This is a genomic window from Brevibacterium sp. 2SA (genome assembly GCF_005502845.1).
Lineage (GTDB): Bacteria > Actinomycetota > Actinomycetes > Actinomycetales > Brevibacteriaceae > Brevibacterium.
This window is the reverse complement of sequence record NZ_SCMW01000046.1, coordinates 18,169-31,420: the sequence shown is the minus strand read 5'-3', so window position 1 is coordinate 31,420 and position 13,252 is coordinate 18,169. Positions and strand designations below refer to the sequence as shown.

Here is a 13,252-nt window from a genome sequence, read left to right as displayed (position 1 = left end):
GCGGGATGCCAGGCGGGGGGGGTGCGCGGAGGCGTGTCCAGCCCGCAGCGATTGCGCGCAAGACAGCCGCGTGCGAGGAGGCGAGCACTGCCTTCCTCCACCAGCGACACCGACGCAGTGATTTGACAAATACGCCCTCACCCAACGCCCGCTGACGCATCGACGCCCTCAACCGACAAATACGCGGTTAGCACACGGCGTATATGTCGGTTCACCGCGTCAAAGGACACTCCCGGCCGGTTGCGCACCGGCTGAGCCCCCGCGCCGAGGCGGTTGCGGCGGAGCGGGCACGGGTCTGACCCAAGGAGGCGGTGTGCGCGGAGGCGTGTCCCGCCCGCAGCGATTGCGCGCAGGGCAGCCGCATGCGAGGAGGCGAGCACAGCCTTCCTCCGCCCGCGACACCGACGTGGCGAACCGACAAATACGCCCTCACCCAACGCCCGTCGACGCATCGACGCGGTGAACCGACAAATACGCCGTTAGCGCACGGCGTATATGTCGGTTCGGGGCGTCGATGTCTCCTGCCCCGTCTCCTGCCCCGGAGTCGCACAGTCCGAACTCGGGTATTGACACGGACGGAGACGCCCAGCAAGACTGACAGCACGTCTGATACAAGACTGATATTTCAGGAGGCCGATCGGTTCTCCCGCCGATCACGTCCTCACCATCAGCTCCGAACGGAGGCTCAAGGATGAGCAACAGGGCAATCAGCTACGCAGGTCCCGGCAAGGTCGAGGTCATCGACACCGAGTACCCGGAATTCGTCCTCAAGGACGGCCCCGGCGTCAATCCCGCCAACGTCGGCCGGAAGGTCGACCACGGCGTCATCCTCAAGACCGTCGCCACGAACATCTGCGGCTCCGACCAGCACATGGTCCGGGGCCGCACGACTGCTCCCGAGGGTCTCGTCCTCGGTCACGAGATCACCGGTGAGGTCGTCGAGGTCGGTCGGGACGTCGAGTTCGTCAAGGTCGGCGACCTCGTCTCGGTGCCGTTCAACATCTCGTGCGGCCGCTGTCGGAACTGCAAGGAGGGCAAGACGGGAATCTGCCTCAACGTCAATCCCGACCGTCCCGGTTCGGCCTACGGCTACGTCGACATGGGCGGCTGGGTCGGCGGGCAGGCCGAGTACGTCCTCGTCCCCTACGCGGACTGGAACGTCCTGAAGTTCCCGGACAAAGAGCAGGCGATGGAGAAGATCCTCGACCTCACGATGCTCTCGGACATCTTCCCCACCGGATTCCACGGCGCCGTCGGGGCGGGAGTGCAGGTCGGCTCGACCGTCTACGTCGCAGGCGCCGGTCCCGTCGGTCTCGCGGCGGCCACCTCGGCGCTTCTCCTCGGTGCCGCCGTCGTCATCGTCGGCGACCTCAACGAGGACCGACTGGCGCAGGCGCGGAGCTTCGGCTGCGAGACGGTCGACGTCTCGAAGGGCGACCCGAAGGATCAGATCGAGCAGATCCTCGGTACCCCCGAGGTCGACTGCGGCATCGACGCCGTCGGCTTCGAAGCCCGCGGACACGGCAAGGACGCCGGACACGAAGCACCCGCGACCGTGCTCAACTCGCTCATGGACATCACGCGGGCCGGCGGCAGCCTCGGCATCCCCGGGCTCTACGTCACCGGTGATCCCGGCGCCGTCGACGAGGCGGCCAAGGAGGGCTCGCTGTCGATGCGCTTCGGTCTCGGATTCGCCAAGTCGCACGTCTTCGTCACCGGCCAGTGCCCGGTGATGAAGTACAACCGCGGCCTCATGCAGGCGATCCTCCACGACAAGGTCTCGATCGCGAAGAACGTCAATGCCACGGCGATCTCGCTCGAGGACGCCCCGCAGGGTTACGCCGACTTCGACTCGGGCGTCGCGAAGAAGTTCGTCCTCGACCCCCACGGCCTCATCAGCGCGTGATGGGCTGAGGCCGCGCGAGCCGAAATTGTGCCCTGCGCGGCGAGCGCTGCACCGCGGTTCCGGGGCTCGCACGGCGAGCGCACGAAGAGGCCCGGTGGGCGAAGGAGAATCGCTCCTTCGCCCACCGGGCCTCACGCGCTCATCGACGTCGCCGCGTCTGCAGGCGGCACGTCACTGCGGTCCCCGGAGCGAAGTCGTCTCGGGCATCAACCCCACGCCAACCCTCACCCCGATCACTTGAAGTTCGGCACGACCTCGTCGATGAAGAGCTGCAGCGAGGCCTTCTTCTCCTCGTGGCTGAGCGCATTGTCCGACCAGAAGCTGTACTCGTCGTAGCCGAGGTCCGCGTAGTGCCTGATCCGCTCGGTCACCTCGGCCGGGGTGCCGATCATCGCCGACCGGTGGAGGGACTCGAGTTCGAACTCGGGACGGTCGGCGAAGCGCTCCTCGGGGGTCGGGTCGAGGAAGCCGTCGACGGGGTCCTTCTTCCCGAACGCCCACGCGGAGAACGTGCGGTAGTACTTGTTGATGCCGGCGGCCCCGACCTTCCAGCCCTCCGGATCCTCCGGCGAGTGGAGGTAGGTGTGGCGCAGCACCATGATCTCCGGGCGCTTCTCGACCTCGGGGTGGGCGGCGAGGGCCGTCTCGAACTTGTTCATGAGGTCCTCGACCTCGCGGTCGTCCTTCATCAGCGGCGTGACCTGGACGTTGCAGCCGTTGGCGACGGCGAAGTCGTGGGTCTCGGGGCTGCGGGCGGCGAGCCAGATCGGCGGCGTCGGCTGCTGCACCGGTTTGGGCACCGCCGTCGAGACGGGGAACTGCCAGTGCTCGCCGTCGTGGGCGTAGTCGCCCTGGAGGAGAGCGCGCATCGCAGGCACGAGCTCGCGCAGGTACTCGCCGCCGTCGGCCGCGGGCATGCCGCCGGCCATCCGATCGAACTCGAACTGGTAGGCCCCGCGGGCGATGCCGACCTCGGCGCGCCCGCCGCTGATGACGTCGAGGAGCGCGACCTCACCGGCGGCGCGCAGCGGGTGCCAGAACGGGGCGATGATCGTGCCCGACCCCAACCGGATCGTCGAGGTCTGCGCGGCGAGTGCGGCGAGCTGCGGCATCGGGCTCGGCGAGGAGACGTACTCCATCGAGTGGTGTTCGCCGATCCACACCGTGCCGAAGCCTCCGGCCTCGGCGATCTTGACGAGTTCGACGAGGTTGGCCCAGTGCTGTTCGGGGCTGATCGAGTCGTCCCAGCGTTCCATGTGGAGGAAGAGCGAGAAGCGCATCATCGGTCCTTTCCATCCGCCGGCGGTGCCTGGCGGATCTCTGCTCGTGGGGTGAGCGAGTGGTGTCGTTGTGGTGGTGAGTTCGCCGAGGCGGCCGTGCCACCCGCAGCCGGCCCCGGTCCACCCGCGGCAGGCCCAAGTCCGCCCGCGGCAGGCCCGGGGCCGCCGCGGTCAGCGGGTCAGCCGGAGGCTTCGCGTTCGGCGATCGTCGTGTTCGACCGCGACCAGAGCTCCTTGTCGACTTCGCGCACGATCACTGTGATGTTCTCGTCCGCGGCGCCCGTGGTGCGGGCGGCGACGTCGTGGACGCCGGCGATGAGGGCGCGCAGCTGCTCGGGCGTGCGGCCTCGGCCGATCGAGATGTCGATGAGCGGCATGTCCTCACCTTCCCAGCACGAAGGGATCGGCGACCGGGCCTTCGTCCGTGTTGATCCAGATGCTCTTGAGTCGGGTGTACTCGTGCATCGACTCGATGCCGTGCTCGATGCTCACCCCGGAGTTCTTGAATCCCTGTCGCGGCGACATCGGCGACATCGCGCGGTACATGTTGATCCAGATCGTGCCGGCCTCGAGCTGCTGGGACATCCGCATGCTGCGGGCGAGGTTCTGGGTCCACACCCCGGCGGCGAGCCCGTAGTCGGTGTCGTTGGCGAGCTCGAGGACCTCCTCCTCGGTGTCGAAGGGCATGACCGCGGCGACGGGTCCGAAGATCTCCTCCTGGACGACGCGCATGTCGTTCGTCGTGTCCGTGAGCACGGTGGGCTGGAAGAAGTAGCCGGGGAGGTCGACGTCGGGACGGTCCCCGCCGTAGGCGATCCGTCCGCCCTCCGAGACGCCGAGGTCGACGTACTCCTTGACCTTGCCGAGCTGTGCTTCGAAGGCCAGCGGCCCGAGTTCGGTCTCCGGGGCCATCGGGTCGCCGATGACGATGGAGGCGGCCCGGGCGGTGACCTTCTCGAGCAGCTCATCGTAGATCCCGCGCTGCGCGAAGACCCGGGACCCGGCGATGCACGTCTGCCCGGCTGCCGCGAAGATGCCGGCGATGACGCCCATCGCGGCATTCGAGACGTCGGCGTCGTCGAAGACGATGTTCGGGCTCTTCCCGCCCAGCTCGAGGGTCGAGCCGATGAACCGGCCTGCAGTCGCCGAGGCGATGGCTGCGCCGGTGCGGGTCGATCCGGTGAAGGAGATCTTCGCGAGCTTCGGGTTGTCGACGAGCGCCTGCCCCGCCTCGGCACCGAGACCGGTGACGACGTTGACGACACCGGCGGGGAACCCGGCCTCATCGGCGAGCTCGGCCAGGCGCAGGATCGTCCGCGAGGTGTATTCGCTCGGTTTGATCACCGCGGTGTTGCCGGCAGCCAGTGCCGGTGCGAGCTTCGAGAGCGTCAGCGTCATCGGCGAGTTCCACGGGGTGATGAGCCCGACGACGCCGAGCGCCTCCCGCTGCGTGAAGTTGATGACCTCGGGCGAGTTCGTCGGGATCTGCGACCCCTGCACCTTGTCGGCGAGTCCGCCGAAGTAGTAGAGGTATTCGGGCAGCCCGGCGAGCTGGCCGACCATCTCCCGCAGGAGCTTGCCGTTGTCCTGGCTCTCGAGCCGCGCGAGCTCGTCGGCGTTCTCCGTGATGAGATCGCCGAACCGTCGCAGCAGGTGCCCCCGCTGGGTCGGCGTCATCCGCCGCCAGATCCGTGAGGAGAAGGCCTGCGCGGCGGCATCGACGGCCCGGTCGACATCGGCCGCCGTGCCGCGGGCGAATTCGTAGAGGGTCTCCAGCGTCGCCGGGTTCGTGCTCGTGAGGTAGCCGCCGTCGGCCGGGGCGCTGTGCTCCCCGCCGATGAAGTGGTCGAGTCGCAGCGTCATCGCTGACTCCTTTCGCTGTGGTCGTGGGCAACGGCAGTGTGGTCGTGGTCAACTGGGCTGCCGCCTTGGGCAACGGGACTGTCGTCGTCGAGGACAGCATCCAGATCCGTGGGAACAGCACTGTCGTCGATGAGCGCGCCCACCCGGCGGGCGAGCGTCTCGGGATGGGTGACGGGAAGCATGTGGCGGGCACCCGGAATGATGACCACCTCGGCGCCGGTGATGAGCGCGCCGAGGCGACGGCTCATATCCGGTGTCGACCCGGGGTCCCTCTCCCCGGTGATCGCCAGGGTCGGGGCGGTGATCGCCGGCAGCCGCGGGGCGATCGCCCGGTCGCCGGTGGCGAACACCGCATACGCGTGCCGATAGGAGTCGGGGTCGTTGGCGAGCAGGACCGTCCGCGTCTCCTCCCGCCAGTCCGTGGTCTCCGGGCTCTCCCCGGCGGGGAACCAGCGGTCGAGCGCACGTTCCATGCTGCCCGTGAAGTCCTCGTACGCACCGTCGAGGCGGGCCCGGACCGCGGCGGCCTCGTCATCGGTGCGCGCGGCCACGGAGCTCACGCACGTCAGGGTGCGGACGCGTCCGGGCAGCGTCGCCGCCAGCTGCTGGGCGATGAGCGAGCCGAGGGAGAATCCGACGAGATGGACGGGTCCGGCGGGCATGCGCGCGGCGATGTCGCCGGCCATGTCCTCCAGGGTCGTCGCCTCGGTCAGCGGCGGCTGGCTGCCGTGCCCGGGCAGATCGAGGGCGACCGTCGGACGGTCGAGGCGGTCCTCGACGCGCGCCCACACGGTCCGGTCGAGGCCGACCCCGTGCAGGAGCACGACGGGGGTGCCCGCATCCTCAGCCATCATCGCGCCGACTACTTGTCCGCCGAGAGCGGGGCGAGCCGCTCCTGCGGCCGTCCGCCCGTGGCACCGGCGAGCGCGACGAGGATCTCGTCGGCGTGCGGGGCGTCGGAGACCCGCCATTCGAAGGTCTGGTGGTGTGAGCGGATCGTCGCATCCGTGAAGTGCTTGAGCGGGATGTCGAAGATCGCTCCTGCGTCCGCGCGCTTCTCGACGGCGGGCAGCAGGGTGCTCGCCGAGGCGGCCCTGCGGAAGTGGTCACCGAACTTCAGCGTGTGGATGAGGGCAGAGCCGTGCTCGATCTCGCCGTCGAGTCCGACGATCGCCGCCTTCCCGTACGCTTCGAGCTCACCGCCGAGGGCCTCCATGACGCGGGGAGCGAGCAGGGCGCCGAGGTCGCTGGCCGTGGCGTCGATGCCGGGCCCGAGGTCGTCGACGAAGCCCTGCCCTGCCCACGGGTTCTCGATGACCGCGGCGACGGCGGCGACGCGGGTGATCGGGTTGACGTCGCGTCCGCCCTCGGTGAGCACGTCTTCGACGACGGTGGTGATCTTGCGAACCTTCATGAGATGAGTCCTTTCAGGATGTCGGTGGTCACGGCGCCGTCGGTGCGACGGTCGCCGATGCGGGCGAAGGGCCGGGGCCCGTTCGAGGCCGCGGCGATCACGCAGATCTCGTCGGCGTGAGGGGCGTCGGGGAGATTGACCTCGATCGACTGGTAGTGGTCGCGTGAGGTCGCGTGGGTCTTGTGCCACAGGGGCACGCGGATCGTCGTCCCGGCTGGTCCGCGGCCGTCGGCGAAGCAGAGCACCGAGGTGCCGGCGAGGAGCTCGCGCATGATGTTGCCGAAGTACGGGGTGTGGATGAGGGCGCCGGCGTGTTCGAGCTCCCCGCCCGTGCCGACGACCGCACCCTTCCCGAAGGCCTCGACCGCCTCGGCGGATCCGATGGCCGCCAGCAGACGGTCAGTGAGCACCTTCGCGAGCACCGGCGCGAGCTCCTGCGTCGCGGCGGCGAGGTCGGCCGCGGGTCCCTCCCCGATCCACGGGTTGGGGACGACGGCGACGGCGGCCGCCTGGACGAGCGGGCGGTCGAGGTCGGTGCCGGCCTCGGAGAGGATCTCCTCGCGGTGGACGGTGAGAGAGCGCACGCCGAGGCGGCGGGCGAGTTCGTCGAACGACGCAGGCAGGCGCTCGGTCGGGGCTGCCGCGCTCACTGTGCCTCCTCGGTGCCGGCTCCGGCGGTCTGCCGGTCCTGTTCGGTCAGGGAGAGCAGGGCCGCGCGGGAGGAGGCGCTGACGTGTTCGCGCATCGCGATCTCCGCGCCGATGGCATCCTTGTTCTCGATCGCGTCGATGACGGCATGGTGTTCGCCGACCGATTCGCTCAGCCGGCCCGGCCGCTGCACGGCCTGGAGGACGATGCGGTGGTAGGCGAGCTGGTGCATGAGGCGCTCGTAGGTCTCGGTGAGCTTGCGGTTGTCGGCTCCGCGGACGAGCGCCCAGTGGAATTCGTGGACGAGCCGGGCGTAGGTCTCGGCGTCCTCGGCCAGCGCCGCGGCGTCGGAGGCATCGGAGTTGTCCTTGAGCATCGCGAGCTCGGGGATCGCCCCCCGCTTGGCGAAGAGGTTCGCGGCGAGGCCCTCGAGGGACTCCTTGAGCTGGAAGAGCTCGACGATCTCCCGGCGCTTGGGCTGGCGGAGGAACGTCCCGACCCGGGGGCGGATCTCGACGAGGCCCTCGCGCTCGAGCTGCTTGAAGGCCTCGCGGACCGGGGTGCGGCTGACGCCGAAGGATTCGGCGAGCGTCGATTCGGGGATCATGTCACCCGGCTCGTACCCGTCGCTGAGGATGAGCGTGCGGACCCGGTCGAGGAACGATTCGGTCTGTGCGTCGCTGGAGATCTGTTGCATACAAGAAATCTACTTGCATACATGCGAGCATGTCAACAGCATGGTTGAAACCTTGATTTCACTGAGTTTCCCGAATCTGTTGACGGATGCATGGTGGCCAATCTATGGTCTCTGGTATGCAAGAAACACAGAATGCCGCCCTCAGTGGTGTGAAGAAGACCATCAGCGACGCGTGGCACGCCGTCTGGGACACCGATGACCTCGACGCCTTCGACGCCCTCGTCACCGACGACTACGTCCGCGTCTCGACGAATTCCGGACAGGAGAAGGACGCCGCCGCGATCAAGGAGGAGATCGGCGAGATCCGCGCCGCGTTCCCCGATCTCACGACGACGATCGACCACATCCTCATCGAAGGCGACGAGGGTGCGATCTACTGGCGCTCCGTCGGCACGTTCACCGAGCCGATGGGCGACATCCCGCCGACCGGGCAGCAGGTGACGACCCACGGCTCGAACCTCATCACCCTCGACGGCGATCGGATCGCACGGGAGACGGTGACCTGGGATGCCCACGAGCTGCTGGCCGACCTCGGACTGAAGTCGCTGTCCTCGGCGTTCGAGGTCGCCCCCGACGACGTCGTCACTGCCGATCTCACGGGCAGTCCGACGAAGGATTCGCTCAAGGCCTTCAACCGGCAGTTCATCACCGGCGTCACCGTGGTGACGACGACCGACGACGAGGGCAGGCCCCGCGGCCTCGCCGTCAACTCCTACAACTCCGTCTCCCTCGACCCGCCGCTCGTCCTCGTCTGCGTGCAGAAGACCTCGTCGACGTATCCGGCGCTGTTCCGTTCGACGCACATGGGCATCAACATCATGAGCCGCAACCAGCGGGACACGATCGGCGTCTTCGCCTCGAAGGCCCCCGACAAGTTCGCCACCCTCGACTGGCATCCCGCCGCCGGCGGCTCGCCGCTCATCGACGGCTCATCGGCCTCGATCGAGGTCGAGATCAAGGAGCGGTTCCAGGCGCTCACCCACACCGTCTTCATCGGCCGGGTCAAGAGCGCCGAGACCTCGGAGGACTCCCCGATGATCTACAAGGCGGGCAGGTTCTTCGACAGCGAGGACCTCACGTCCCTCGACTGAGCCATCCCGACCGCCGTCCCCACCGGTCGAGTGCCCCATCCATCCGACACCGGAGTCCCCGCCAGCACCCCCTTACCCGCTCCCCTGAGCACCGCAGCTCCACCAGCACCACCCGCAGACCGATCACCGAAGTCCCGAAGAACTGACTCACAAGGAAGTGGAGTTCGCCATGGAACACGTCCCCGGCCCCGCCGATGACCCCTCATCAGGCCCACCGCACCGTCACGCCCAGCTGCCCGGCGGCGGCATGGACTACGATGCCGGGATCTCCCCGGCGATGGCCGAGGCCAACGCCCTGCGTCACCGGCCGGGGTCGGTGTTCTGGATCTCGATCGCCGGCGTCGTCGCATTCACCCTGTGGGGCGTGATCTCACCTGAGGGCATGTCGACGACGATGACGACGGCGATGAACGCGGTCGCCGCGAACGTCGGCTGGTCCTACCTCGTCGTCACCCTCGGCTGCATCGGCCTCCTCGTCTACCTCGGCTTCGGCCGCTTCGGTCGGGTCCGCCTCGGCGCCGAGGACGACCGTCCCGAGTTCAGCACGTGGGCGTGGCTGGCGATGATCCTCTCGGCGGTTATGGGCATCGGGCTCATCAGCTACGGCGTCGCCGAGCCGATCTCCCACTTCACGACACCCCCGCATGACCTCGCCGAGGCGGGCACCACGCAGGCGGCGGTCGTCGCCCTCCAGTACTCGTACTTCGACTGGGGTCCGCACGCGTGGGCGGTGTTCGGGGTCTTCGGGCTCGCGATCGCCTACTCGACGCACAAGCGCGGGAACACCGGGCTCATCTCCCCGATGCTCAAGCCGCTCTTCGGCAGCGCGATGGACCGGTGGCCGGGCAAGGTCGTCGACATCATGGCCGTCATCGCCACGCTCTTCGGGACGACGACGTCGCTCGGCCTCGGCGCCTCCCAGATCTCCGAGGGCCTCAACCGGGTCTTCGGGATCCCCAACGAGCTCTTCGTCCAGATCATCATCATCCTCGGCATCACCGTCGTCTTCACCCTGTCGGCGCTGTCCGGGGTCAACAAGGGGATCAAGTTCCTCAGCCAGACGACGGCGGTGCTCTCGATCTTCCTCGGCCTCTTCGTCCTCATCGTCGGCCCGACGGGGTTCATCGGCAACCTCTTCTTCCGCTCGACCGGCCAGTACCTCGGCGAGTTCTTCACGACGAGCCTCCTGACCCCGCTGGCCTCCGGGGATGTCGAGTGGTACCAGTTCTGGACGTACTTCATGATGGCGTGGTGGCTGAGCTGGGGCGCTTTCGTCGGGGTGTTCCTCGCGAAGATCTCGAAGGGCCGCACGGTCCGCGAGTTCGTCCTCGGCGTCATGGGAGTGCCGAGCCTCGTCTTCTTCGCGTGGTTCACCGTCTTCGGCGGCACCGCGATCAAACTCGATATGGACGGCAGCGGCGAGATCGGCCAGGCCGCGGCGGCCAACGTCAACTCCGCGTTCTTCGAGACGCTCGGGCAGCTGCCGTGGACCGGTCTGACCTCGGTCATCGCGATCATCCTCGTCATCCTCTACTTCGTCTCCGGGGCGGATGCGAACACCTTCGTGCTCAGCATGCTCACCTCGCGCGGCACGCTCGAACCGAGCCGCTGGGTGCTCACCGTGTGGGGCGTGCTCACGGGCACGACGGCGATGGTCCTCTTCTTCGCCGGCGGTCTTGCCGCCCTCCAGCAGGCGGCGATGCTCTCGGCCCTGCCGTTCGCCGTCATCGTCGCACTCCTCGGCATCTGCATCGTCAAGACCCTCCACGAGGACCACACCTTCGACGCCTACCGCACGGTGCGGCGCCGGGATCTCGAGCAGCCGGTCGCCGTCGCCGACGAGACCTGAGATACCCAGCTCCCTGGCTCCCCAGCCACCGAGCCACCGAGACCGCCACTTCGCATCGAGACTGCCGGTGAGAACTGTCAGTCTCGGTGCGAAGTGGCGGTCTCGGCGCTCAGTCGCCCTGCTCGGCGCTCAGTCGCCCGCCTCGTCGCGCAGCCGGGCGAAGGCGAGGTGGGCGAGCGCGGCGGCCTGATCGCCGAGCAGTCCGTCGTCGAACTGCACCCTCGGCGAATGGTTCGTCTCCGCGTCGGGGTCGATCCCGACCGGAGTCGCGCCGAGGAAGACGAAGGCACCGGGCACCCGCTCGAGCACGTAGGAGAAGTCCTCGGATCCCATCCGCGGATGGTCGAGGACCGTGACGCTCTCCTGCCCGAACAGCTCCCGCAGGCGTCCGAGGACGACGCCGGTCTCGCCCGGGTCGTTGACGGTGACGGGGAACCCGACCTCGAAGTCCACCGAGGCGGTGCACCGGTGCGCTCGGGCGATGCCTTCGGCCACCTCGGTGACCCGCTGCCTGAGCAGGGCGAGCGAGTCCGCGGAGAGGAAGCGGATCGAGGCGCCGAGTGACGCGGTGTCGGGGATGACGTTGTTCGCCGCCGACCCCTGCAGCTGGGTGACGGAGACGACGACGGGGTCGAAGATGTCGAAGGACCGGGTCGTCATCGTGTTGAGCGCCAGCGCGATCTCGGCGACCGCGGACACCGGGTCACGGGTCGCCTGCGGCTGGGAGCTGTGGCCCCCGGCGCCGTGGACGGTGATGTCGAGGTCGGCGAAGCCGGCCATGAGCGGACCGCCCCGGGTGGCGAAGCGGCCGCGGACGTCGGCTTCGACGTGGATGCCGTACGCGGCGACGACGGGTGCACCGGCCGCCTCGAGGACGCCTTCGGCGATCATCGGCTCCGCCCCGCCCTCGCTCTCCTCGGCCGGCTGGAACATGAAGATCACGGAACCGGGCAGCTCGTCGCGGTGGGCGGCGAGCAGCCGGGCAGCACCGACGAGCCCGGCCGTGTGCATGTCGTGGCCGCACGCGTGCATCGACCCGTTCGTCGACGCGAAGTCGAGTCCGGTCTCCTCGGTCACCGGGAGGGCATCCATGTCCCCGCGCAGCAGCACCGCCGGTCCCGGGCGTCCGCCGCGCAAGACGGCGACCACCGAGGTGAGCGACTCCCCCGTCGTCACCTCGAGCCCCAGCCCCGCAAGGGCCCGGAGCACTTCGGCCTGCGTGAAGGGCAGCTGCGTGCCGAGCTCGGGGTGGGCATGGAGCGTGCGACGCAGGGTGACGAGATCGGGCAGGAGGTCGGTCGCCTCGGCGCGGAAGTCAGGGATCGTCATGGTCCCGATCCTAGCCGGGCCGCACGACACCGTCGCCGGGGTGAGCACTGCCCCTTTACGCCCGCTCACCGGGTGCGTAGCGTGATGGGCACACGCCCGACGAAGGAGCCCACCGTGCGCATCATCATCACGCAGAACGTCACCCTCGACGGTCGGGTCGAGATGCTCGACGACTGGTTCGACCCGCAGGCCCAGGACGACGAGCTCGTCGCCGAGCTGATGGCGCAGTCCGCGCGTGAGCAGATCCTCCTGCTCGGCCGGCAGACGTTCGAGGACTTCCGCGGCTACTGGCCGCAGCAGACCGACGACACGACGGGCATCGCCGCGCATCTTGAGAAGGTGCGCAAGGTCGTCGTCTCCTCGACGCTGACCGAACCTGCATGGACGAACACGGAGATCATCACCGAGCCCCTCCTCGAGGTCGCGGCGCTGCGCTCCCAACCGGGCCTCGACGTCATCATCACCGGCAGCATCACGCTCGCCCACGAGCTCATCGCCGCCGGTCTCGTCGACGAGTACCGGATGTTCGTCCACCCCGTGTGGCAGGGGCGCGGACGCGGCTTCTTCCCCGACGGCCACCCGCAGCCGCAGCTCTCGCTGCTCGACTCCCGGCCCTTCCATCGCAGCGGCGTCGTCTACTCCTCCTACGCCCCGACCGGAGAGGTCCCCACGAGCCTGTGACCCGGGCCCATCCCGTGATCACGCCGTTCCCCGCCGAGGCGGTCGCGGGCCCGCCGAGGCGGTGCTGAGCCGGACTCAGGCCGTCCCGAACATCACCTTCCGACCATCCGGGTCGGCGACCGTGACGACGACATCGTCGAGCGCGACCGGGATGATCCCGGCCGCGTCGAGGCGGTCGAGGAACGCCGCGCGGTCTGCGATGCGGAAGTAGAGGTGGGTGAGGTTCGAGTCCGGGTTCGGCGGCGTCGTGTAGTCGGCGAACGCCTCGGCGTCGTGGAGGGCGAGCTGGATTCCGTCGACGTCGATGAGATGGTACGTATAGTCCTCGTCCCCGGCTGGGGTGAGAGCGAGTCCCGCGATGTCGCGGTAGAAGGCCGCCGTGGTCTCAACATCCGCGCAGGTGAGGAACACTCCGCGGAACTGGGTCTCCGTGGGTTCGGTCATGTCCGCAGTCTAGCTGCGCAGTCACCGCGCGCCCAGGCTGTGACCGCCTG

At 68.7% G+C, this 13,252-nt stretch carries 13 protein-coding genes; 4 read left to right on the top strand and 9 right to left on the bottom strand.

The annotated features are described in order from the left end of the window. Window positions 1-691: 691 nt before the first annotated feature. Window positions 692-1,906 carry a formaldehyde dehydrogenase, glutathione-independent gene (fdhA, locus tag FFS20_RS14110; RefSeq protein WP_137826460.1) on the top strand — a complete coding sequence of 405 codons (1,215 nt, stop codon included), beginning with the start codon at window positions 692-694 and terminating at the stop codon, window positions 1,904-1,906. 233 nt (window positions 1,907-2,139) lie between these two features. Here the strand turns inward: fdhA and FFS20_RS14105 are convergent, their stop codons facing one another. From FFS20_RS14105 to FFS20_RS14075, 7 genes are all read right to left on the bottom strand, one after another. After that, complete coding sequence (locus tag FFS20_RS14105; RefSeq protein ID WP_223289820.1) at window positions 2,140-3,189, bottom strand: LLM class flavin-dependent oxidoreductase; 1,050 nt, start codon at window positions 3,187-3,189, stop codon at window positions 2,140-2,142. A 176-nt stretch (window positions 3,190-3,365) separates the two neighbouring features. Continuing rightward, the gene (locus tag FFS20_RS14100; protein ID WP_137826459.1) at window positions 3,366-3,563 is read right to left on the bottom strand and encodes a tautomerase family protein; all 198 of its coding nucleotides are present in this window, start codon (window positions 3,561-3,563) and stop codon (window positions 3,366-3,368) included. Window positions 3,564-3,567: 4 nt separating this feature from the next. Beyond that, window positions 3,568-5,049, bottom strand: coding sequence for an aldehyde dehydrogenase (locus FFS20_RS14095; protein ID WP_137826458.1), 1,482 nt, complete (start codon window positions 5,047-5,049; stop codon window positions 3,568-3,570). After that, a complete protein-coding gene (locus tag FFS20_RS14090) occupies window positions 5,046-5,900 on the bottom strand; it encodes an alpha/beta hydrolase (protein WP_171007092.1) in 855 nt (284 codons plus the stop codon). Before FFS20_RS14090 ends, FFS20_RS14095 begins: the two co-directional genes overlap by 4 nt. Window positions 5,901-5,911: 11 nt before the next feature. Then, window positions 5,912-6,463: an amino acid synthesis family protein gene (locus FFS20_RS14085; RefSeq protein ID WP_137826457.1), complete on the bottom strand. Its 552-nt coding sequence runs from the start codon at window positions 6,461-6,463 to the stop codon at window positions 5,912-5,914. Beyond that, on the bottom strand, window positions 6,460-7,113 hold the full coding sequence (locus FFS20_RS14080; RefSeq protein WP_212743348.1) for an amino acid synthesis family protein: 654 nt from the start codon (window positions 7,111-7,113) through the stop codon (window positions 6,460-6,462). The genes FFS20_RS14085 and FFS20_RS14080 overlap by 4 nt, the downstream gene beginning before the upstream one ends. Further along, window positions 7,110-7,808, bottom strand: a complete 699-nt coding sequence (locus FFS20_RS14075) for a GntR family transcriptional regulator (protein ID WP_137826456.1) — start codon at window positions 7,806-7,808, stop codon at window positions 7,110-7,112. Before FFS20_RS14075 ends, FFS20_RS14080 begins: the two co-directional genes overlap by 4 nt. 116 nt (window positions 7,809-7,924) lie before the next feature. Here FFS20_RS14075 and FFS20_RS14070 point away from each other — a divergent pair, with 116 nt between their 5' ends. Together FFS20_RS14070 and FFS20_RS14065 are read left to right on the top strand one after the other, a co-directional pair. Beyond that, on the top strand, window positions 7,925-8,899 hold the full coding sequence (locus FFS20_RS14070; protein WP_171007091.1) for a flavin reductase: 975 nt from the start codon (window positions 7,925-7,927) through the stop codon (window positions 8,897-8,899). A 169-nt stretch (window positions 8,900-9,068) separates the two neighbouring features. Further along, entirely contained in the window at window positions 9,069-10,748 is a 1,680-nt protein-coding gene (locus FFS20_RS14065; RefSeq protein WP_223289822.1) for a BCCT family transporter, read from the top strand. 129 nt (window positions 10,749-10,877) lie between these two features. Here the strand turns inward: FFS20_RS14065 and FFS20_RS14060 are convergent, their stop codons facing one another. Next, window positions 10,878-12,077, bottom strand: coding sequence for a M20 family metallopeptidase (locus tag FFS20_RS14060; RefSeq protein WP_137826454.1), 1,200 nt, complete (start codon window positions 12,075-12,077; stop codon window positions 10,878-10,880). A 114-nt stretch (window positions 12,078-12,191) separates the two neighbouring features. Here FFS20_RS14060 and FFS20_RS14055 point away from each other — a divergent pair, with 114 nt between their 5' ends. After that, the gene (locus FFS20_RS14055) at window positions 12,192-12,758 is read left to right on the top strand and encodes a dihydrofolate reductase family protein (protein ID WP_212743347.1); all 567 of its coding nucleotides are present in this window, start codon (window positions 12,192-12,194) and stop codon (window positions 12,756-12,758) included. A gap of 75 nt (window positions 12,759-12,833) precedes the next feature. Here the strand turns inward: FFS20_RS14055 and FFS20_RS14050 are convergent, their stop codons facing one another. Continuing rightward, window positions 12,834-13,202, bottom strand: a complete 369-nt coding sequence (locus tag FFS20_RS14050) for a VOC family protein (RefSeq protein WP_137826452.1) — start codon at window positions 13,200-13,202, stop codon at window positions 12,834-12,836. Window positions 13,203-13,252 lie beyond the last annotated feature (50 nt).